Here is a 21,536-nt window from a genome sequence, read left to right on the forward strand (position 1 = left end):
AGTTTTTTTAGGGTGCTCCTTTAGATCTTAATGATAAAGGCAATTACTTTACCAAAATAATTGAGGAGCTAATACGGAATTTGACGGAGGCACACACTATTCCCATCAAGAAAACCGAGTACTGATTTATCACCAATCGGCTATCGTAAGAGGTTTGCCGGGTAGCACTTCTTAGCTGTTCAGCGCTATGGAATGATTATAGTTCCGTATGACCCTGCAAAAAAGTCCCGATAGGCAGTTGCGATATCAGCAAACCTGTTCATTACAAACGGACCTTCCATTACGATAGGCTCCCCGTACGGCTGGCCTCCGAAAATAAGAATATCCGCTACATTAATCTGATCATTTTCAAAGACGATTTCTTTGGTGCCTTCCTCCATCAACAGAATTTTGCTGTTGCCAATCATATTGCCATTGATAACTACTTCTGCAGCAGGGACAAATACGGCCACTTCATCATCATCCTTCGGTGAAAATGAGAACCTGGAATGGGGATTCAAGCGGACATGATAAATGAATTCTCTGTTAAACGTGGGAACCGGCGATGCCCACAGGCCGAATTCGCCAAGTAAGATCCTGATGGCACCACCATGATCCGGCAGTTGGGCCTCAGGTACGTCCGCTGCTTGCAGGGCCATATATTCTGGTTTCTCTTGCTTGGCTCCGCCTGGCAGGTTGATCCAGAATTGGAGCGAATGGAAAACAGGACTATCCTTTTTCCTTGTAAAAGGCTTCTCGTCGTGGATGATCCCATTTCCCGCCTTCATCCATTGCAGGCCACCCGCTCCTACGGTAGCATGGTTTCCGCGGCTGTCATAATGCGAAAGGCTTCCGCTCAGCACATAACTGAAAGTAGCAATGCCCCTGTGCGGGTGAGCATAATTTCCAGTGGGAACTGGTGAATTATCGTGTCCGAGATCTACTGGATAAATATGGTCAAGAAAAACGATGGCACCTACCGAATGTAGACTGATGGAAGGTATCAGGCGGTTTGCCAAAAGTTCGCCAACCTTAGAATTCATGCCCCTGTATAATAAGGCTATATTTTTTTTCATTGTGAAATCATATAAGTATATAAGGCACAAATCTCCTCCAAAACAATCGGGATCTAAATATTCCATATCATCAAAACCAATTGACATAGGTCAATCAACTTTAGTGACCTGCGTCAAGGGGGTTAGTATTTGTTTCCGTCTAACTTTGGTTTATAGAAACACTTAAACCATATCATTATGAAAAAATCAATTGGAATAATTGGAGCAGGCAATATAGGAAAAGCTGTTGCCGGACATTTTGCAAAAGCAGGCTTTCCTGTACTGATCAGCAACAGCCAAGATCCGGAATCATTGACTGGAGCCATAACCTTGTTAGGACAAGGCGTAAAAGCGGTAACGTCAGCAGAGGCCGCAAAAGCGGACATCGTGATCCTTGCCCTGCCATGGTCAGGAGTGCCTAGTCTTTCTGGCCTTATTGATTGGAACGGACGTGTAGTAGTTGATGCCACAAATCATTTTATTACCCATGCGCCAGACTTCCAGGTAGCCGACCTTGGCGCTCTTGCCTCCAGCGAAGTCGTTCAGCAATACTTGTTGGGCGCCCGCATTGTAAAAGCTTTCAACACCATCTTCTTTAAAATTCTTGAACAAGATCCCCATGTAGGAAACGGCAATAGGGTATTGTTTGTATCTGGTGATGACCAAAAGGCCAAAGAGGTCGTTTCTCAGGCCATAACAGAGATCGGCTTTGCACCGGTAGACCTTGGTTCTCTGGCTGTAGGCAGCAAATTTCAGCAGGCCAAGGGTGCGCTTGCCACTTTAAATTTTATAAAAATCGGTTAAAATGAAAGGGTTAGAAAGTGCTACTACCTTTAAAAACAAAGAAACATGAAAACATTTAAAAAAATCACTGTTGCAGCAATTGCTTTTGCAGGTATATTGGTCGCTGCCTGTTCACAGGATAAAAAACAGGGTTCTGATACAAAGGAACAGACCGACAATAAACAAAAGGCCAGAAAATGGTATGATGCATTCAACGCAAAAGATACAGTACTGCTGCAAAGCCTCCTCGATGAGGAATGGCAAGATCTGCCAACTGATCCAAAACATCCAGTAGGAAAGAAAGAAACAGGCGAATTGCTAACACACCTGACTACGGTATTTTCCGATTTCAACTGTGAAATAAAAGATATTCTGCAAGACGGAAATAAAGTTATTGTCCGCTCGGTCCTCAGGGGAAAACAAGCATCCGATTTTATGGGTTTCCCTTCAAAGGCCAGGTCAATCAGCATCCAGGCAATCGATATCCACGAATTCCGGAACGGAAAAATAGTACGCACCTGGCACACTGAGGATTGGCTTTCAGGATTGGGCCAGCTCGGCCATTTGCCCGAGGCGAAGCCTTAAAATAGAGATTGGTTTCTTATACTGTTAAACCGGATTTATTTTGAAAGCATCTGCTTTCTGATCCTACTCAGGGTCTCTGGGCTAAGCCCAAGGTAAGAGGCCAGCATGTTCTGGGGAAACCGTCTGATAAACTCTGGATAGGTCTTCATGAGCTGCTGGAATTTTTCCTCTGCCGTAAAACTGATGTTTGCTTGTATCCGGTTTTGATTGGCAATGTAATGGTTTTCATCCAATACATGGGCCATCTTTAAAAAATGCAGCGACTGCTCCTTCAGGTAGGTAATCTTTTCTTTTGTGGTAGCCAGTACCTCACAATCCTCAAGGGCATCGATATTATAGATCGAAGCAGTGAGCATGCTAAAACTCTCGCGATCGCTCATCCACCAGTTCTCTAGCCCGAACCGCACGATGTGCTCTACGCCCCGGTCGTCGATGGTATACTGGCGCATAGCACCTTTTACAATAAATACCATATGTTGGCAAACGCTGCCTTCATGAGACAAGAACTGCTTCTTTTTTATTGTTCTTGGCGTAAAGGCTGCCTCAACGAATTTGAATTCTTCGTCTGGGATTTTCAGCCCCGTCTTACTGTTTATAAAAGTTCGTAATGCCTGATACATATCATTTGATGGATAAATTATTGTTAAAGACCTGCACGCTCCAAACCCACCATACTGCCTGATGACTAAAGGTAGTTAGAATTTTTAAAATAAAAACCAGCTGTGATTGACATAGGTCAAGCCGATTTCGTGACTTGGCTCATTTGTAGCCCGCAGGGAACAAAGCAATTTTACAGTAATAAAACAAAGCAGATAAAAAATCTAATCATAACTTAAAAACAAACAAGATGAGTACAGAAAACAACAAAACAGGCTTAAATGCCTTATTGACACCGGACAATTGTGCAATGATATTAATTGACCACCAGCCCTTCCAGTTTGCGGGACTTCGCAGCCACGATAGCCAGACTATTGTTAACAATGTGGTAGGTTTGGCTAAATCTGCCAAAGCCTTTAACGTGCCTACACTGCTTTCCACCGTTATGGAAGAGCGTGGCGGCCTGCTGTTAAAACAACTACAGGATGTATTTCCGGATCAAAAACCTATTAACAGGACATTCATCAATACCTGGGAAGACAAGCGTGTCATAGATTGGGTAAAGGCAACAGGCAAAAAGAAAATAGTTATGGCAGCGCTATGGACTGAAATTTGTCTCGCCATGCCTGCGATCCAGGCATTGGGCGAAGGGTATGAAGTTTATATCGTTACCGATGCATCAGGAGGTGTAAGTCTTGAGGCGCACGAAATGGCTGTTCTGAGAATGGTACAGGCAGGTGCAGTGCCCATTACATGGGGTGTTTTTGCAGCAGAACTTCAAAGAGACTGGGCCCGCACAGAAAGTGTACCTGTATTAGCGGATATATTGTTTGAGCATTCGGGCAACGTAGGAACAAGCCTGACATGGGAACTGCAACTGTTGGCTACCCCCGTTGCGTCATAGTTTAATCGGTACTTTTTTTTTAAATAATCACTAGCGATAGGCACATCAAACGATTTCCTATCGCTTTTTTATATGATCTTAACCTTTGTATTTTAATCACCAATTTGATATATTGCTACTCATATGATCTGTAATGAAGCTTAAATTAAGAGAGGGAAATACCAACGGAGAACTTCTGTTTTTTAAGGAAGAATATGGCTTTGGAAGATTACCCCTTACCAGGGATCGTTTTGAAAAATATTTTACGATTGCATGGAATCCAAATGAAAACCAGACCATCATTATTGACGGAGCTGAATACGATTTCCCGAAAAATTCTTTGGTCACCCTGCTATTTAACCAGTCCTTCAGTTTTGAGAACTCGGCCGGCATCGTCGCCTGGCAATTCAACCGCGAGTTTTATTGCATTATCGATCATGATAGCGAGGTCAGCTGCGTAGGCTTCCTGTTCAGCAGTACAGACCACATGTTCATTGGCCTTAGTGACCAGGCACAGCAAAAACTGCAATTGTTGTCGGATGTTTTTATCGAGGAGTTCAAGACGGCTGACAAAATCCAGAATGAAATGTTGCTGGTGCTATTAAAACGATTGATTATCTATACGACAAATCTGGCAAAAACAGGATATGAACCGACAAAGAAACTCCCTGACGAAAGGTTCCATACCGTCCGGAAATTCAACTTGCTGGTAGAGGCTAATTTCAGATCAGAACATGCTGTTAGTTTTTATGCAGACCAGCTCTGCAAATCACCTAAGACGCTTTCCAACCTTTTTGCGATCTTCAACCAGAAAACCCCCTCCCAGATCATCCAGGAACGGATCATGGTTGAGGCCAGGCGTCTTTTGTACTATACCGACAGGTCTATAAAGCACATTACCTTTGAACTCGGGTTTGAAGATGTGGCCTATTTCTCCAATTTTTTCAAAAAGAACATGGGCGTTTCACCTTCAGAATTCAGGAATTCGCCAAAAGTTTCTAATGAAGGGAAATAATCACAACTAATCGGGAAATGTGCCTATAAGCCAGGCCTGTTTTTCATTGCAACTTTGTATCGTTGATCACAAACAAAAAAATCAACAGCAAAGAAAATGAAAACTCTAAATCTAAAAAACAAAATTAAAAGTGGTGTTTTAGCCACAGCAGTAGGATTAGCTACTATCTCAGGTTCAGTTAACGCGGCAAAAGCCCAGGAAGTGAAAAATGTAGTATTGGTTCATGGAGCCTTTGCAGACGGTTCGGGTTACAAAGGCGTTTATGAAGCCCTTACCAAACAAGGCTACCATGTAACCGTTGTTCAAAATCCATTGACCTCCCTGAAAGATGATGCGGCAGCCACCAAGTTGGCACTTGACGTACAGGATGGGCCAACTATCCTTGCAGGGCACTCATGGGGAGGCGAAGTTATTACCCAGGCTGGCAATCATCCAAAAGTTGCAGGATTGGTTTATATCGCCGCCTTCCAACCCGACAAGGGAGAGTCGGCGTTGACCTGGTTCCTGTCAGCTCCACCTGCTCCGGAAAATGGCGTATTGCCTGGTGACAGTAGCGGTATCGTGTATTATTCCAAAGAAAAGTACCATGCCGGTTTTTGTGCCGATTTAAGCAAAGAAGAAGCCGCCTTTATGTACGCCTCGCAAGGTGCATTTTACGGCAAATCTTTTTCAACACCCGTTGCGGATGTCGCCTGGAAATATAAACCTACCTATGGAATTGTAGCAACAGAAGATAAAAGCATCAATCCCGATATCCAGCGCAATATGTACAAACGTTCCAACACAAAAATTACCGAGATCAAAGGAAGCCATGCCGTTTATATCTCACAACCAGCGAAAGTAGCTGCAGTCATTATTCAGGCAGCGAAAGAAGTATCAAAAAAATAAACAAAATAAATGAAAAGTCATTCCTTCCAGGCATCTCTGGAAATATTAGATTTTCTAAGTTCAGCTGGAGGTCTATTTAATTGTATCGCATTTAATTCACCGATTTTTTCAGAAATCTTAGTTAATAAGTTAAGTATTTCACTTGTAATGTAGTATGGAGGTTTTATATAGTTCACAGCGATATTATCATATGATACTATCAAAGTTACTGGATTTTATAATATCTTTCTAATTTGGACGCACAATAGAAAGATTCATTTCACAGATTTACCAAGGATTATCCTAACTTAGTTTAAAATAAAACTATATATGAGATTAACAATAGCTCTGTTCTTAATATTCTTATTACAGAAAAGTTTTGCACAGCATACAGTTTATACTTTCAATTCTAATGCTGTTTTCACTGAAACAGAAATAAAAACAGCATTTGAATCTGTTAGTCAATCATTGCCATCTTCCGAAATTCTTGTACCGAACATTTTTCACACAACAACTAAAAAAGATACTATAGTCAACTATATTGAATTTGCAATCAGGAAAAGAGTTGCGGGGGAACAACCGATATTCAAATTTACCTACAAACAAGATTCCACCTTTTTGTTCTTAAATAAGAAACTTCCCGGATTTAAATTGAAGGAATTAGATGGGAACGAAGTTTCTTTGTCTCAATTATCAGGAAAGCCTACATTGATTAATTTCTGGGCAACCTATTGTGGTCCCTGTATTGCTGAAATGCCTCAATTAAGTCAGCTTAAAGAGAAGTATAAAGACAAAATGAACTTTATATCAATTACAGAGAACAGGGTTATTGAGGATCATTTGGTAAACTTCATGAAAGATAAAAACTTTAATTTCCCGGTTTTGGAAAACGGTCAGTCCTATAAAAATGAACTAAAATTACAAGCACTTCCAAGAAACCTATTTCTCGATAAAGATGGAGTTCTAAGGTATATACAGGTAAACTATCCTGTAAATGCGAATTCAATACCTTTAGACCTTAATGATAAAGGCAATTACTTTACCAAAATAATTGAGGAGCTAATACGGAACTAGTGATCACTTTTACTGAAATACCCAGTTAAAAGACGGTGTTAAAATCTTTTTCGACTATTTGACGGAGGCACACACTATTCCCATCAAGATCTTTTAACCAGGCAAACCTGCCCCAGGGCGTATCATCAATTTTGCCAACCTCTATGCCGTCTATTTTCAATTGTTTAATCTCTTTTTCGATATCTTCGGTTTCGCAGATTAAACCCTGAAAACCTGCCAGGGAAATAGTTGTGCTATGGCCTGGAAAACCCATTTGTATCCAATCTTCGCCATGCGGGTCTTTGGCCTCTAATACAATTTGGAAACCGAGTTTCAAGTAAAATTTTTTCGCCTGTTGCCTGTCCTTGACAGGCAACATAATAATATCTATTGCTTTCATACCTCAAAATTATTGGGAAAAGCTTGTTATACCTAGTGGCGAATACGACAATATTACCTGTTGATTGCGCCAATGTGTTTCGCTAAATTTAATCTATGAAACATATATCTATTTTGCCTCTTTATGATGCGACTCTGACCAGCATCGATAGCGCTCACCAGATCTTCAGCCGGGTTAACGATTTTATGAATTATCAGGGTAAACCAGATTTTTATAAAATCGAGATTGTTGGCTGTGCAAAGGATACGAGACTCAATAGCGGGTTGTATGCTGTATTTGCAGATAAAACAATTGATCAGATTCAAAAGACCGATGTTATTGTTATCCCATTACTGTGCGGAGATTTTGGGGAAGCTATATCGAAAAACCAGGAATACGTTGAATGGGTTTGTAAGCAACACCGTAACAGAGCGGAGATAATTTGTCTTTGCGTTGGTTCGTTTTTTTTGGCATCCACGGGCTTGTTGGACAATAAAAAGTGTGCAGTACATTGGGCCGCTAAAAACGAATTTAAAACAAAGTTTCCCAATATTACAGTTATTGATAATACCATTATTACCGATGAACAGGGTATTTATACTTGTGGAGGAGGCTTTTCTTACCTAAACCTAATCCTTTATATTATTGAAAAACATTTGGGTCGTGAGATATCCATTTTGGCCTCTAAGATGTTCGAGATCGACATTGAGCGAAAAAGCCAAAACCCATTTGCCATCTTCATCGGACAAAAGAAACACGGTCAGGAAACGGTATTGAAAGCACAGGCTTTTATTGAAGCTAATCCGACAACTGCTTATAGTGTAGATGAGATCTGCGAAATGGTCGCTGTCAGTCGACGAACATTTGAACGGCATTTTAAGCAATGCACCGGCAATTCTATCCTGGAATATATCCAGCGTGTAAAAGTCGAGTTTGTGAAAAAGCAATTAGAAGCCGGCAAGAAGACCATAAATGAAATTATCTATGAGGCAGGTTATACAGACATCGACGCATTCAGAAAAGTGTTTAAGAGGTTTACTGATTTATCACCCATTGGCTATCGTAAGAGGTTTGCCGGGGATTCTTAAGCGATTTCCCGTGTGGGTTTATTAAAGTTATTCTGCGTAAATTTGACTAGATGAAATTACTTTTTGAAAGCCTATCCTTGCTGGAATGGATTATTTTCAGTTTGATATCCAATGTATTTTTGTATTTGCTTTCGATTGGATTTTACCTTTTTATTGATAAAACCTGCTCGAAAAATAAGATTCAAATAACTGATCATCCTTTTCTAAAATCTGATTTGTATGTAAGTTTTCTAACCTTATTCCTTAATATCGTTGTGATGTTGATTGGTGTTTATTTGTGGAAATCGGGATGGATTACATTAAACGAGTCTAAAACTATCCTGACGCTTCTTATTGAAATTATAGCGATTACACTGGTAATGGACCTGTTCATGTATATTTTTCATTGCCTGGTACATCATCCGTTTATCTATAAAATTTTACACCGCAAACATCACGAACATACGAGTACTAATTTCCTGAGTCTTTTTGTGTTGCATCCCTTTGAAACCTTAGGTTTCGGATTGATGATGATCTCTGTTTTTATGTTGTATGATTTTTCTATTTTTTCCATTACAATTTATCTGTTTATCAATTTAATTTGGGGAACTATTGGTCATCTAAACCGGGAATTCTTTCCAAAATGGATGGAACAATTATTTTTAGGAACTACAAAATTTCATAACCAACATCATTTAAACGAACAAAGAAACTTTGGTTTTTATACTTCCATTTGGGATCGAATATTTGGAACATATAAAGCTTAATTGTTTCTTCAACCATATACAATTTTTATCTTTAAAGCCAGATACCTTAAAAAACTAAAATGAAAAGTCATTCCTTCCAGCATCCCTGGAAATAATAGGTATTAATCCCTACGTTCAGGTTCCGGAAGTTATTCTGGCCGAAATTTTTACTCAGGCAGGTAAAAACAAGAGCCATATTCCGGTTGCGGGAACTGTAAACGGCTTACCGTACCAGCAAACTTTACTTAAGTACAGTGGTTTTTGGCGACTCTATATCAATACGAAAATGCTTAAAGACTCTCCCAAACTAATCGGGGAAACCATTAAAGTGACCATTAAATTTGACCCGTCCGATCGGACAATTAAGCCCCATCCCGAGCTATTAAAGGCATTAAAAAAGAGTCCAGAGGCCAAATCCAAATTTGATCTTCTTAGCCCTTCTATGCAAAAAGAGATAATAAGATACATTTCTGGCTTAAAAACAGAAGAAAGCAGGAACCGGAATATTGATAAAGCGATTAACTTTTTGTTAGGTAAAGGTGCCTTTATAGGAAGAAAAATGCTCTAATGTCATGTTGATAACAGTTTAATAAAAATATTGAGCTAATGTTGTAAAGAAGCTATAACCTTTCCCCGCTGTTAAGTTACTTTCCTTCTCTCCTACCCGGCTGTTGTTCGGGTATTGTTCGGATACCAGCCGGCCTGGGCCTTTCAATGGTCTATTTTTGCGCCAGCAAAAATGTAAAATAACTTTACTCACAGTAAAATGCATTGGCGATGCACATTAACCATATTAGCTTAGTACCAGAATTAAAAAAAAGTTATGGCAAGACTAAACAATGGCATCTTTGGCACTATAAGCGGTAAAATAGACAATATTGAAGGCTACATCAGAAAAGGTTACTCCTCTGCTGTTTCTTCCAGTTTACCTTCTTTATTTCTCTTTAACGCAACTTTCGGATTTTCCTGTGTTCCGGTAATGCTCAATGGGATTCCCAATATACCGAATGGCGGTAAACCAAGACGGCCACTCATATTTAAACGTCCGTCAAAGCTAACCTGACCTTCAAACCTTGGCCTGAAACCGGCAATACGCATCTTGAACCGCTCTATGTTAATGATGTTGTTGGCTATTTTACTTTTGATCTTTACTTCAGATACATCCGGATTGGAAAGACTGTCGCGTTTTGTAGCCCTGCTCACCGCATTCATCATTTTAAAGCCCATCAGGCTCACCTTCTTTACAGACAGTGTCCCCTCTCCTTTCAATGAGGGATAAACAGGCATCATATCTTTATTCAATTTACCCGAAAGCTGGTAATCCAGGCCAATTACACCTTTAACTTTTGAAGCAGATGTGGCCATGTCCCTGAACAATTTAATCTCCTTATATGCTTTTGCCACATCAAATTCCGTAGCCTGGATGTGATAATCGAAAGTAGCAGACAATGGATTTATACTTTGGTATTTCGCATCCATGCTTACTGTAGCATCAATTAAATTGAACCTGGTTTTATCGAGTGTAAGCACACCATTATTCAGCCTTAACCCTCCCCTGGCATTTTTAATGATCAGCCCATTGTAATATACTGAACCCGCATCGGCTGTTACGTTTACGTTCAGGTTGTCGGGAATCATAATTACTCCGCTGGCAGCCCCAACCTCTTTAGAAACAGCTGTTGCTGCCGGACCATCGTAGGCCATAAACTCATCAGCAAATAATTTCCTGCTTTTCAGGTTAAAGGTTCCGGTCAGTTTCGCTTGATCAGTAAGCACATAGTTAACTACATTGCCCAAAAAACCATCCATACTGAAATCGGACTGCCCATACCTGCCCTTAAACTGCTCAAACTTCATCTTGTCCTGTTTAAAAGAAAACACACCCTTGTTTACCAGGAAAGATTTAGGGAAAAGATCCGAATTCAAGGTCATCTCTTTGATCACTACTTTCCCACTGTTATTCAGCTTATGGTATCTTCCGGCCATTGCATCACTTTGCCTGCCCATAAAAGCAACATCGGTAAATATAGATCCCTTTACATCATAGCCTTTCATGGCAAACAACTTATACATTTTCCCAATGTCTATGCTCCCTTTTGAGGTAATGTTATACTTTATATCTTCAAGGTTTTGTACCGCAGCTTTTAGCTGGAAGGCCTGCCCGCCCATTTCAAAAGATACAGGTTTGATGTTCATCAGGGTGTTTTTTAAAGTGCCATCTCTGTTGGTCAGTACCCCGTCAATGGAAATTTTTTCCAGTGCCTGGTCAAAATGTGTTGTTTTAATCCGCCCATCATTTAACAAAATGGCGGCTTCAGTAACCGGAAACTGCTTTTTGACCTTGTTATAGGCACCCCTGCTTTTCAGGTTCAGGTTCAGCTTACCGTTGAGCTCCAGGTCTTTCAAAGGATAAAAATTTTTGATCTCGGCCAGGTTTAACAAGCCATTTAACTGCACATCAACAGGTGTTTTGCCCGCAGTACGCAGCTTTACAAAGCCGCGGATATAATTGGACAATGCCTGTATGTTCAGGTTGCTGATCTCGAATTCAGTATGTTTATAATCCCCGTCGTTATTGTGCCCGTTGATGTTAAAACTGATCTTATCAATTGCTGCCGGCAGCGAAGCATATTTAAAATAGCCATTGCTTAAACTGGAAGTTAGTTTAAACACAGGTATGGTTGCTATTACAGTATCTACCTTTCTGATGCCGGTTCTGACTACTTTTTTAGTATACTTTCCTTCGGCATGTGCATCCATTAAGAAACGGCCCCGTAGCTGATCCAGGCTAAAAATTTTCGCCCATTTTTCGAGATCCAGGTCTGCCCGGCTGTTTAAATAGATTTCCGGTTCCTTTAAGCCCCTGAAATTCAGCATCGCCCCTACATAATCCTTTCCAATATTGAAATATAAACTATCCATATTGATGTACAGACTGTCCGGATTTAAAGATGGTAATTTGGTTTGCAGGTTAATGTATAATTTACTGATAGGTTCCGGTGCTTTGGGGTTCGAAATCTCTCCTTCCCTGATCTTTAAATTAAAAGATAGCGTGGGCATAATATTTTTACCGGCAAGATATTTTCCGATTAAGGAGGCCTTGATTTCTGCATAACCTTTGATATTGGTTTTCTCCATACGTTCAGCAATTGCAGGTGGCAGGGCCGTAAAAATATTATGCAGATCGGTTTCTTTGGCTTTTGTCCTGAATTTGATGTCGTACCCACCCTCTATAAAAGAAAAGCGGCCTACAAAATGTATGGGCAGGGAATTGATCTTCAGGTCGTTCTCATCAAACATCAGATCCAGTGAATTGGTATTGATTTTTGTAACCAGTCTGGCATTGATCTTTTTATTCAATAAATAAGGTTCATTGTTATAATAAACATCCAGCGAACCTATTTCTGCCTTACTGCTCAGGTCAAATATCGCTTTGCTCAGATCACCCTTACCAGCGTAATTCAGGTCTGCAGCACTGATCAGCATGGGCACAGAACGGTCGTTATAAGTTAGTTTGCTTTTATTGATAAAAATGCCTTCAATTTTTATGGCCGTAGCACTTGTATCTGTTGCCCCGCCTTCTTTAGCTTTACTTTCGTACACATCGTAATTGGCACGGCCCTTTTCATCTACCTCTACATTGATCACCGCTTCATCTAAAAAAACCTGGTCAATTTTTATCTGCTCAGAAAAGACAGTAGCCAGGTTTACCCTAAAGGAGAGGGCTTTGCTATATAGTAAGGTATCCTTTTCGAATGGGGCAGCACCTTTGAGCATAAACTGGTCCAGATTAAGCGTTAATGAAGGAAAATGCCGGAAAAAGGACAAGCCAACCCCCTTAAACTTCACTTCGCCCTTAATGCTCTTGTTTATGGATCGCTGAACTTCCCTGGAAATGGTATCCTGAAATAAATAAGGCGTTACCAGCAGCAGTAACAGTAAAGTACAAAGACTTATTCCTGTAATTTTAAAAACTTTCTTCAATTTTATAAAAATATATTTGGGGAGATTTCCGCAAAGATATTATATTTCTTTTACATCGGAAGCCGCAATCCAGCCTGAATTACCGTTCGAAAGCACCACATTGATCCAGCCATTGTTATTTGCTTTAATGCTGACTTTGGTGCCCGCATGGATCACAAATAAAGTTTTTTGTTTCGCATCAGGGCCGCTTTTCACATCAGCAGCACCCCTAAAAACAATGGCCTGAGATTTTCCGTTCAGATAACCGGATTGGACATTGACTACAATAAAACTGATCAGACCAAGGGATAAAACAATTATACCTGCATAAAAAGCCAGTTTTTTAGGCCCTACCGCAGTTAAAAACAGATAGGCAATGAGCAACACAAAACCAACAATAAAGCTGGTTACATTAAATACTGCCAATGTTTTTGCAGAAAAGGAAAATATAAAGGATTTCCACCAGGTGGTGAGAAAAAACTCAGGAACATCTTCTATCCTGTCAGTTATTTTTAAATTGGCAAGTTTAAGGTTCAGTTGTATATCCTCATCCCCCGGAGCCAGTTTAGCCGCTTTTTCGTAGTTTAAAATTGCAGCGGGCATTTCAGCCAGTTTATAATAAGCATTGGCTGTGTTAAAATAGAGTGCTACCGACTCATAACCTGCATCCAATGCCTGCTGATAGGCGGCAAGGGCCTCTTTATACTGTTCCTTTGCATAAGCCGAATTTCCTTTTTTTAATAATGCTTCCGGCTGTTCATTTGCCGATGAAAGTAAGGGCATGGCCAAAAGCAAAAGCCAGGCATACAGGGTATATTTTAAATATTTATGCATTGGTCTCGATCTCATTAATGGTATTCTTTGCTTTGTCAAATACTTCCTGTTCGGATATTCCTGATACCGGGGCATACCTGGCCATTTCACACAAATCCAGTGTTTCCTCCAGCTGTTTGATCAAACGTTCGTCAATACCCCTGGCAAACAGTTGCGTACGGATATTGTCTTTGTTCAATTCTGCAGCTGCAATATTAAACTTATCGCCCAGGTATTGGTACAAACCTTTGTAAACATCCTGATAAAAGAGCGTTGTTTGGCCGGCCAGCAATTGTTTTTTTGCACTGGCCAAGTGTTTAGCAGCAATTTTATTGGCATTCCTTCCGCGTACAGCCACCTGGTCACGATTGTTCTCCCTGTATCGTTTCCGGTAGACCAATGCACCGGCAAACAGTAAGGGACCACAGCAAAGTAAAAGGTAATAAGCAGTTGATCCGTAAAAAGAACTTCCTTTCTGATGCAGGCCGCCCATATCTGTTTTAATATAGGTAATGTCTTTGGCCAGCATCTTGATGTCCTGCTGATTTGCAGAAGAATAGGCCGTAACGTTCGACCCAGGTGCACCTTTTGCTACTTTTAAATCAAATGAGCCTGTTGATAAGGTCACATATTTTTGCGTAGAGGGATTAAAATAAGAGAACTTTAAGGGTTCGATGGTATAATTGCCCTCGTGCCTTGGGATCAGTAAATATGCATATTCCCTGGTTCCGGAAACACCGTTCAGACTTTCAGTCAGGCGGTCGGTTAGCTTAGGATCGTATTTTTCAAGATCAGCCGGGAAATTTACTGTAGGTGCCTTCAACAATTTTAAATTGCCTGACCCGGTTATTTTTAAGGTATAGTTAAGCGCTTCATTGGCTTTCAGTTCCTGCTTATCCACTATGGCCGCAATAGAAAAATTACCCACGGCACCTTCAAAGCCTTCGGGCTTACCGGTTTCAGGCAGTGGCTTTACATTAATGGTAACCGGCGAACTTTTTATTTTGTATTTCACATCCTTATACGATCCGAAGAACATGTCAAAAGGATCATTTGAATCGCCCGAGGAAACCTGTTGTCTGACCAGAAAAGTCATGGCCAGTGGATCAAGCGTTAACTTACCCGAACGCTCCGGAAACAGAATAATTTCCTTTAAAACAGCAACATTATACCGGCTTCCCTGATAAGTTTCTGTTTCCCAGCGCACATTTGGATCATTGTTTTTGATCTCCTGACTCCAGAAACCATTAAAATCCGGCAGTTTATCCAGTGCATTGTCTACCAGTTCAATATTGGTATATAGTTTATAAGTTACGGCAAGTCCCTCTCCCTGGTAAACATTGGTTTTATTAGCTACGGCCCGGATAAATAAGCGTTTGGCTATATTTGAAGCATTGCCTTCTACCCGCTGGTCTGGCTGCCGCCCGCCCGAATTGCCCTGCGCATTTTGGGGAACTGCAGTGCCCTTAACTACCTTTATTTTTACGGCATTAGTTTTATACTGCTTCCCGCTTATAACCAGTGTAGCCCCGCCAATGGTATAATCTCCTTCTTTAACCGCCATCAGATCATAGCTTAAAGTCATGCTGGATGAGGTTCTTCCATTTACAGAAGTAAAACTGGAGGATTGGTTAGGGCCACCCAGCACCTGGAAACCGTTAAATGATGGAGGGGTTAAAGCCTCAATATTTCCATTACCACTGATGGAATAGACAACTTCAAAATGCTCTCCGGTTCCTACCTGGCTTTTGCTGACCGATGCAGTTACCTTTATGTCATCAGCATACTTTATTGCTGTGGCAAACACGGTGCTTGTCCACAATAAAAGCATCGACAATATATAACGTTTCATCTTCATTTCTTAAATACCATTACCAATCTTTAACAATACGTCCCTTTACCCCTTTGGCCTTTTTATTTTTCAGCTTGTCCTGGGTATTCTTCTCTTCATTTTTTAAGGCCTCCAGCATTCGCTCTGCATCTTCTTTAGACAACTGATTGGGTTGGGGCTGCTGCCCGTTCTGCTGGTCCTTTTTATCCTGGTCTTTCTTGTCCTGATCCTGTTTATCCTTATCTTTTTGGTCTTTATTGTTCTGGTTCTTTTTGTCTTTATCCTGCTGGTCCTTGTTTTGCTGGTCTTTTTTATCTTTATTCTTATCCTTGTTCTTATCGTTTTTATTTTGCTGCTGCTGTTGTTTCAGCTTTTCCTGGGCATAGGCCAGATTGTACCTGGTCTGATCGTCCTTAGGATTATTGAGCAACGATTTTTTATAGGCTGCTATGCTCTCTTCCAGTTTTTTCGCTTCCAGCAGTGAATTTCCCAAATTGTGGTAGGCCTGGGCTTTTACCTGCTTATTTTCTGATGATCCTGCAATCTCGGTAAACTTCTGGGCCGCATTGTCAAACTTCTTTTGTTTGTACAGTGCATCCCCCAGGTTAAAATTCCCGGCAACAGAGGATTTGGCTTTTTCTACCGAACTGCGGTAACTGGCCTCTGCCTCCGTATATTTCCCTTGTTTATACAATTCGTTTCCCTTATGGATGTATTTTTTCTCCTGCTGTGCAAATGCCGCAGTGCCCAACAATACCATATACACCATCATGATCAGCTGCTTCATAATTACCTCACTTCAAACAAGTTCAACTCACTTAACTTTAAATTTTTCCGGTTGGAAATAAAGAATTCCAGCAACAGCAGCAGTAGTGATAAACCGAGGAAAAACTGGAACCGGTCTTCGTAATTTTTAAAGGCTTTGCTGTCATAAGTTTTCTTTTGCATTTTATTTACCTGGTCCATCACAATGTTTAAACCGCTGTTGGCATTACTTGCCCTTACATAAACACCATCCCCTGCCTCCGAAATTTCTTTACACATCTGCTCGTTCAACTTGCTCACTACTGTTTTTCCGGCCTCGTCTGTATGAAAGCTTACGGGTTTACCATTTTTATAAATGGGGACTGGTGCCCCTTCTTCTGAACCAACACCAATCACATGAATGGCCACATCTTTCGCGCTTGCGCGTTTAGCTGCCGAAACTGCATCGTCTTCATGATTTTCCCCATCGGTCATTAAAATCATGGCCTTACTGGTCCCGTTCACAAAATTAAAAGATTTCATACCCATATCAATAGCAGCACCAATAGCTGTGCCCTGTGTAGGCACAATATCAGTAGTAATGTTATTCAGAAAGAGTTTAGCGGCAGAATAGTCGGTTGTAATGGGCAGTTGTACATAGGCCTCGCCGGCAAAAATGATAATCCCGATCCTGTCGTTGTGCAAATTGTCAATCAACTGGGAGATTGCACGTTTCGCATTTTCCAATCGGTTTGGCGCCAGGTCGCCCGCCAGCATACTGTTCGATACATCCAGCAGGATCATCAGGTCGGACCCGCTTCGCTTTGCTTCTTCTATTTTAGTACCGATCTGCGGATTGGCAGCGCCAAGTACCAGGGCCGCATAAGCCAGTACAAAAAATACAAATTTTAATCCCTGCCGGCCAAAAGAAACCTCTGGCATCATTTTTTTTACGGTATAAGCATTCCCCAGATTGGCCAAGGCCTTTTTTTTCCACCTGCGCAGCATAAAAAAAACAACGACCATCAAAGGGATAAGTGCCAGGCCCCATAAAAATTCTATATGTTCAAAACGTAGCATCTGTTTAAGTTAAGGCTCCTTTAAAAACTGTATTTCTTAATAAAAACTCCAATAGCAGTAAAACCAATGCAATAAGGGCAAAAGGTAAAAAGCGTTCTGTTTTTTTGTGGTATTGGGTCACTGCAATCTTGGCCCTTTCCAGCTTATCTATCTGCTGGTAAATCTCTTTCAGCTTCTCGTTATTGGTAGCACGGAAGTACTTTCCTCCTGTTATGCCCGCAATCTTCGAGAGCACGCCTTCATCAATGGTTACAGGTACCTGCTGGTATTGTGTACCAAAAGGTGTTTTTACCGGATATGGAGCATAGCCTTTTGTACCTACCCCAATGGTATACACCCTAACCTTCATTTGTTTGGCTATTTCTGCAGCAGTTAAAGGTGGTATAGAACCTGTAGTATTTGATCCGTCGGTAAGCAAAATCACCACTTTGCTTTTGGCTTCACTATCTTTTAAGCGGTTAACCGCAGTTGCCAGTCCCATCCCGATTGCCGTTCCATCTTCTACCATTCCATTGCTGATGTCGCTGAATAAATTGATTAGCACATCGTGGTCTATGGTTAAGGGGCATTGTGTAAAACTTTCACCACTAAAAATAACCAGCCCTATCCTGTCTTCCGGACGGCCTTTGATAAAATCAATGGCGATGTTCTTTCCGGCTTCCAGCCGGTTAGGTTTAAGGTCTTCAGCAAGCATACTGCCCGAAATATCTGTTGCAATTACAATATCAATGCCTTCGGTAGTTGAATTTTGCCAGCTAAAGGCCGATTGTGGCCTGGCCAGCGCAATGATCAGTGCCATCAGTGCTAATATCCTTAATGCGATACCATAATGTCTTAAAATGGCATAACCATTTCTTTTTGCCAGCGAAAACCCCTTTACGGCCGACATGCTCAGACTGCCCTGCAGTTTGCTGTTCCTCCAGATGTACCAGGCCAGCATCAGGGGGATGAGGAGCATGAGCCAGAAAAAGCCCGGGTTGGCGAATTCTATTCCACTAAACATGCCCATTGAATTTATTTTCAGTTAAAGAAGGAATTTCTTTCGTATTCATTACAAAACTGATGGCGTTTTCCATACTCTGTTCATTGGCTGCCGGCAATGGCTTTTCCTTTGCAAACTTCACCAGGTCTGCCAATACCAGCAGCTGCTTTAACCTGTCCATATCCTGCTCAGCAATGTTCAAATGCCTCAATCCTGAGAAAATCTCTTCCGAAGTTTGTTCCAGCGCATTTATCGGATACCGCTTTTCGAGATATTCCCTTACAATATCACTCAGCTCACTATAATATGCTTTCACCTGACCTTGTTCCCATAGCTTTTTAGCCCTTAAAGCACCCAGCTTATCCAGCGCAATGGTGTGTAGAGGAACCAATGGTCTGGCTTCCTGCACATGAGCAGGCTTGTTTTTCCGTTTTTTGATCCAATAGTACAACAGGCCTGCAACTGCTAAAACAACAATTAACGAGAAAACTACCCATTTCCAGTTGTCGCGCAGCCAATCCATAAAAGAATAGGAAACGGCTAAAGGTTCTTTGATATCATAAATTGCCTTTGTGGTATCTACCTTAACGGCTTTCACCTCTAAAGGAAGTGCTTCAGTATTAAAATCACCGTTTTTACTATGAAATACATAAGCCGGAATCATATGCAGACCGGCATCAAAAGAGGTTATGGTATATGTTCTGCTGATGATATCCATACCCGGATTATTTTTATCGGCTATGGTATCTGTTCTGCCCATTTCCACCACCTGTACCTTTGAAGAAATGGTGTCGGCCAGAACAGGAAAATCTATATGCGTTTTTGCAGGTAGCTGAACAATCAAATGCAGCCTGGTCTGATCGCCAAGTGCGATCGTAGTCTGGTCCAGTTTAGCTTGTACTTTGATGTTCTGGGCCAACCCGCTGAAGGAAATACCTACCAGCAACAACAGTAAACACCAGCTGAAATTAAAATATTGCTTCATATCCTTATCTTCTGGCCTCTCTTTTCTTAAATAATGTCATTAATGGTTTAATATAGGATTCATGGGTGCCTATTTTGGTAAAGTCGACCCCCGACCTTCTGAAAAGATCTTCCAGTCTGCCGTTCCTTTCCAATGCCGCAGCTTTAAAAGCATGCCTTACCTTTTTATCCCCTGTATTGATCCACTCAATCTGTCCTGTTTCTTCATCCTTTACCGGGATCAGGCCTAAGTCAGGAAATTCTTCTTCATGAACATCATATAACCTCAGGGCAATCAGGTCATGCTTCCGGTTGGCTATTTTAAGTTCATTTTCAAAAGGACTGCTCATAAAATCAGAGATCAGAAAAGCGGTACACCTCTTTTTGATTGCACTGGTAAAATAGCGTAACCCTTCGGCTACATGCGTGCCTTTGCTTTCGGGCTTAAAGTCGATCAGCTCCCTGATGATCATCAGAATATGGCTTCTGCCCTTTTTTGGGGGAATAAACTTCTCTACCTTATCGCTAAAAAAGAGTACCCCTACTTTATCGTTGTTCTGTATGGCCGAAAAAGCAAGTACCGCACATACCTCAGTGGCCAGCTCCTGCTTCAGCTGGAGCTGTGTTCCAAAGTTTTTAGATCCGCTTACATCAACCAGCAGCATCACTGTCATTTCACGTTCCTCGTCAAACACCTTTACATAGGGATGGTTAAAACGGGCAGTTACGTTCCAGTCGATGGTACGGATCTCGTCACCCACCTGATATTCCCTGACTTCGCTAAAGGCCATACCGCGGCCTTTAAAGGCCGACTGGTATTCGCCAGAAAAAATCTGGTTGCTTAAACCCCGGGTTTTGATCTCAATTTTCCTTACTTTTTTTAACAGATCTTTGGTATCCATAAACTACGGCACTTCTATGGCATTCAATATTCCGGTAATAATGGTTTCTGTATTGATGTCTTCTGCCTCCGCTTCATAGGTCAGGCCAATACGGTGCCTCAGCACATCATGACAAACGGCCCTTACGTCTTCCGGAATTACATATCCTCTTCTTTTAATAAATGCATAAGCTTTAGCTGCCAGTGCCAGGTTAATGCTGGCCCTTGGCGAGGCACCAAAACTGATCAGGTTTTTATAATCGGCCAGTTTATACTGATCGGGGAAACGGGTTGCAAAAACAATATCGATGATGTATTGTTCAATCTTTTCGTCCATATAAACCTCTTTTACCACTTTACGGGCTTTTAAAATTTCGTCTGGATGAAGCACTACATTTGGCTTAGGCATACCCTGAGGGGCGATATTGGCCCGCATAATCTTTTTTTCATCTTCTTTATTGGGATAACCGATCACCACTTTGAGCATAAACCTGTCTACCTGTGCTTCCGGCAGCGGATAGGTCCCTTCCTGTTCAATCGGATTTTGGGTGGCCAGTACCAGGAAAGGTTTAGGCAATTCAAAAGTATTGTCGCCAATCGTTACCTGCCGCTCCTGCATAGCTTCCAGTAAAGCACTCTGTACCTTAGCCGGTGCCCTGTTGATCTCATCAGCAAGAATAAAATTAGAAAACAAAGGCCCCTTTCTGACAATGAACTCTTCCTTCTTCTGGTTATAGATCATGGTTCCCAGTAAATCTGCCGGAAGCAGATCTGGTGTAAATTGTACCCTGCTGAAGCCCGCATCTATAGCCTTAGAAAGTGTATTTATGGCAAGGGTCTTTGCAAGGCCGGGTACCCCTTCCAGCAAAATATGCCCGTCGGCCAGCAACCCGATCATCAGCCGCTCTACCATATATCTTTGTCCAACAATCACTTTATCCATTTCCATAAACAGGAGATCGATAAATGCACTTTCTTTTTGTATCATTTCATTCAGTGCACGGAGGTCAGTTCCATACGATGAATGCGCAGTAATATTAGTTACTTCTTCCATTTATACCCATTTTTTATTCGCTGCGAAAATTAGACAAAGCGTTGTCCTTTCGCAATAGAAAAATAGCGGTTAAAATGTTAAAATATGTTAAAATTCAAAATAAGCCGTTCTCTTCTGCGGCTACATAATCGCGCTGAAGATGCTCGAAGATACTATGCTGCTTCAGAGAAGGCATATTTTGTGTAAAAAAAGTACGCACCTGGCCCTTCCGCAATGC

General features: G+C 41.3%; 21 protein-coding genes and 1 pseudogene. 10 read left to right on the plus strand and 12 right to left on the minus strand.

The features are described 5' to 3' along the window. Positions 1 to 185 precede the first annotated feature (185 nt). Positions 186 to 1,055 (minus strand): pirin family protein, encoded by an 870-nt coding sequence (locus HDC92_RS02145; RefSeq protein ID WP_183872003.1) that lies wholly within the window; start codon positions 1,053 to 1,055, stop codon positions 186 to 188. 177 nt (positions 1,056 to 1,232) lie between these two features. Between HDC92_RS02145 and HDC92_RS02150 the strand changes: the two genes are divergently transcribed. Together HDC92_RS02150 and HDC92_RS02155 are read left to right on the plus strand one after the other, a co-directional pair. Then, positions 1,233 to 1,838, plus strand: coding sequence for an NADPH-dependent F420 reductase (locus HDC92_RS02150; RefSeq protein WP_183872005.1), 606 nt, complete (start codon positions 1,233 to 1,235; stop codon positions 1,836 to 1,838). A gap of 45 nt (positions 1,839 to 1,883) precedes the next feature. Continuing rightward, entirely contained in the window at positions 1,884 to 2,402 is a 519-nt protein-coding gene (locus HDC92_RS02155; RefSeq protein ID WP_183872007.1) for an ester cyclase, read from the plus strand. Positions 2,403 to 2,437: 35 nt separating this feature from the next. Here the strand turns inward: HDC92_RS02155 and HDC92_RS02160 are convergent, their stop codons facing one another. Beyond that, on the minus strand, positions 2,438 to 3,022 hold the full coding sequence (locus HDC92_RS02160; protein WP_183872009.1) for a Crp/Fnr family transcriptional regulator: 585 nt from the start codon (positions 3,020 to 3,022) through the stop codon (positions 2,438 to 2,440). A 227-nt stretch (positions 3,023 to 3,249) separates the two neighbouring features. Between HDC92_RS02160 and HDC92_RS02165 the strand changes: the two genes are divergently transcribed. The 4 genes from HDC92_RS02165 (at position 3,250) to HDC92_RS02180 (ending at position 6,838) form a co-directional block, all read left to right on the plus strand. Next, a complete protein-coding gene (locus HDC92_RS02165; protein ID WP_183872011.1) occupies positions 3,250 to 3,903 on the plus strand; it encodes a hydrolase in 654 nt (217 codons plus the stop codon). Positions 3,904 to 4,036: 133 nt separating this feature from the next. Then, a complete protein-coding gene (locus HDC92_RS02170; RefSeq protein WP_183872012.1) occupies positions 4,037 to 4,897 on the plus strand; it encodes a helix-turn-helix domain-containing protein in 861 nt (286 codons plus the stop codon). Positions 4,898 to 4,993: 96 nt separating this feature from the next. Continuing rightward, on the plus strand, positions 4,994 to 5,785 hold the full coding sequence (locus HDC92_RS02175; protein ID WP_183872013.1) for an alpha/beta hydrolase: 792 nt from the start codon (positions 4,994 to 4,996) through the stop codon (positions 5,783 to 5,785). Positions 5,786 to 6,094: 309 nt separating this feature from the next. Beyond that, positions 6,095 to 6,838: a TlpA family protein disulfide reductase gene (locus HDC92_RS02180; RefSeq protein ID WP_015807320.1), complete on the plus strand. Its 744-nt coding sequence runs from the start codon at positions 6,095 to 6,097 to the stop codon at positions 6,836 to 6,838. Positions 6,839 to 6,863: 25 nt separating this feature from the next. Here HDC92_RS02180 and HDC92_RS02185 read toward each other — a convergent pair whose 3' ends face one another. Beyond that, positions 6,864 to 7,217: a VOC family protein gene (locus tag HDC92_RS02185; RefSeq protein ID WP_015807319.1), complete on the minus strand. Its 354-nt coding sequence runs from the start codon at positions 7,215 to 7,217 to the stop codon at positions 6,864 to 6,866. A gap of 95 nt (positions 7,218 to 7,312) precedes the next feature. On the opposite strand from HDC92_RS02185, the gene HDC92_RS02190 reads away from it, so the two are divergent. The 4 genes and pseudogenes from HDC92_RS02190 to HDC92_RS25080 all read left to right on the plus strand — a co-directional run bounded on the left by HDC92_RS02190 (position 7,313) and on the right by HDC92_RS25080 (position 9,577). Beyond that, a complete protein-coding gene (locus HDC92_RS02190) occupies positions 7,313 to 8,284 on the plus strand; it encodes a GlxA family transcriptional regulator (protein WP_015807318.1) in 972 nt (323 codons plus the stop codon). Positions 8,285 to 8,334: 50 nt separating this feature from the next. Beyond that, positions 8,335 to 9,030 (plus strand): sterol desaturase family protein, encoded by a 696-nt coding sequence (locus tag HDC92_RS02195; protein ID WP_183872014.1) that lies wholly within the window; start codon positions 8,335 to 8,337, stop codon positions 9,028 to 9,030. 142 nt (positions 9,031 to 9,172) lie between these two features. Continuing rightward, a pseudogene (locus tag HDC92_RS25075) lies at positions 9,173 to 9,286 on the plus strand (hypothetical protein); the annotation flags it as partial. 9 nt (positions 9,287 to 9,295) lie between these two features. Then, positions 9,296 to 9,577: a YdeI/OmpD-associated family protein gene (locus HDC92_RS25080; RefSeq protein ID WP_255484350.1), complete on the plus strand. Its 282-nt coding sequence runs from the start codon at positions 9,296 to 9,298 to the stop codon at positions 9,575 to 9,577. A gap of 332 nt (positions 9,578 to 9,909) precedes the next feature. On the opposite strand, the gene HDC92_RS02205 is transcribed toward HDC92_RS25080, so the two are convergent. From HDC92_RS02205 to HDC92_RS02245, 9 genes are read right to left on the minus strand one after another with little or no spacing between them, the layout of a single operon-like run. Beyond that, complete coding sequence (locus HDC92_RS02205) at positions 9,910 to 12,993, minus strand: AsmA family protein (RefSeq protein WP_183872016.1); 3,084 nt, start codon at positions 12,991 to 12,993, stop codon at positions 9,910 to 9,912. Between the two features lie 39 nt (positions 12,994 to 13,032). Beyond that, a complete protein-coding gene (locus tag HDC92_RS02210; protein ID WP_255484351.1) occupies positions 13,033 to 13,821 on the minus strand; it encodes an SH3 domain-containing protein in 789 nt (262 codons plus the stop codon). Beyond that, positions 13,799 to 15,637 carry a BatD family protein gene (locus HDC92_RS02215; RefSeq protein ID WP_238326448.1) on the minus strand — a complete coding sequence of 613 codons (1,839 nt, stop codon included), beginning with the start codon at positions 15,635 to 15,637 and terminating at the stop codon, positions 13,799 to 13,801. Before HDC92_RS02215 ends, HDC92_RS02210 begins: the two co-directional genes overlap by 23 nt. A gap of 19 nt (positions 15,638 to 15,656) precedes the next feature. Next, positions 15,657 to 16,403, minus strand: a complete 747-nt coding sequence (locus HDC92_RS02220) for a tetratricopeptide repeat protein (RefSeq protein WP_183872018.1) — start codon at positions 16,401 to 16,403, stop codon at positions 15,657 to 15,659. A 2-nt stretch (positions 16,404 to 16,405) separates the two neighbouring features. Beyond that, positions 16,406 to 17,440 carry a vWA domain-containing protein gene (locus tag HDC92_RS02225; RefSeq protein ID WP_015807311.1) on the minus strand — a complete coding sequence of 345 codons (1,035 nt, stop codon included), beginning with the start codon at positions 17,438 to 17,440 and terminating at the stop codon, positions 16,406 to 16,408. 4 nt (positions 17,441 to 17,444) lie between these two features. After that, positions 17,445 to 18,443 (minus strand): vWA domain-containing protein, encoded by a 999-nt coding sequence (locus tag HDC92_RS02230; RefSeq protein WP_221270904.1) that lies wholly within the window; start codon positions 18,441 to 18,443, stop codon positions 17,445 to 17,447. After that, positions 18,436 to 19,407: a hypothetical protein gene (locus HDC92_RS02235; RefSeq protein ID WP_183872020.1), complete on the minus strand. Its 972-nt coding sequence runs from the start codon at positions 19,405 to 19,407 to the stop codon at positions 18,436 to 18,438. The genes HDC92_RS02230 and HDC92_RS02235 overlap by 8 nt, the downstream gene beginning before the upstream one ends. Before the next feature lie 4 nt (positions 19,408 to 19,411). Further along, a complete protein-coding gene (locus tag HDC92_RS02240) occupies positions 19,412 to 20,287 on the minus strand; it encodes a DUF58 domain-containing protein (RefSeq protein ID WP_183872022.1) in 876 nt (291 codons plus the stop codon). A 3-nt stretch (positions 20,288 to 20,290) separates the two neighbouring features. Beyond that, the gene (locus tag HDC92_RS02245) at positions 20,291 to 21,253 is read right to left on the minus strand and encodes an AAA family ATPase (protein WP_411267829.1); all 963 of its coding nucleotides are present in this window, start codon (positions 21,251 to 21,253) and stop codon (positions 20,291 to 20,293) included. Positions 21,254 to 21,536 lie beyond the last annotated feature (283 nt).

Source organism: Pedobacter sp. AK017, from assembly GCF_014200825.1.
GTDB lineage: Bacteria > Bacteroidota > Bacteroidia > Sphingobacteriales > Sphingobacteriaceae > Pedobacter > Pedobacter heparinus.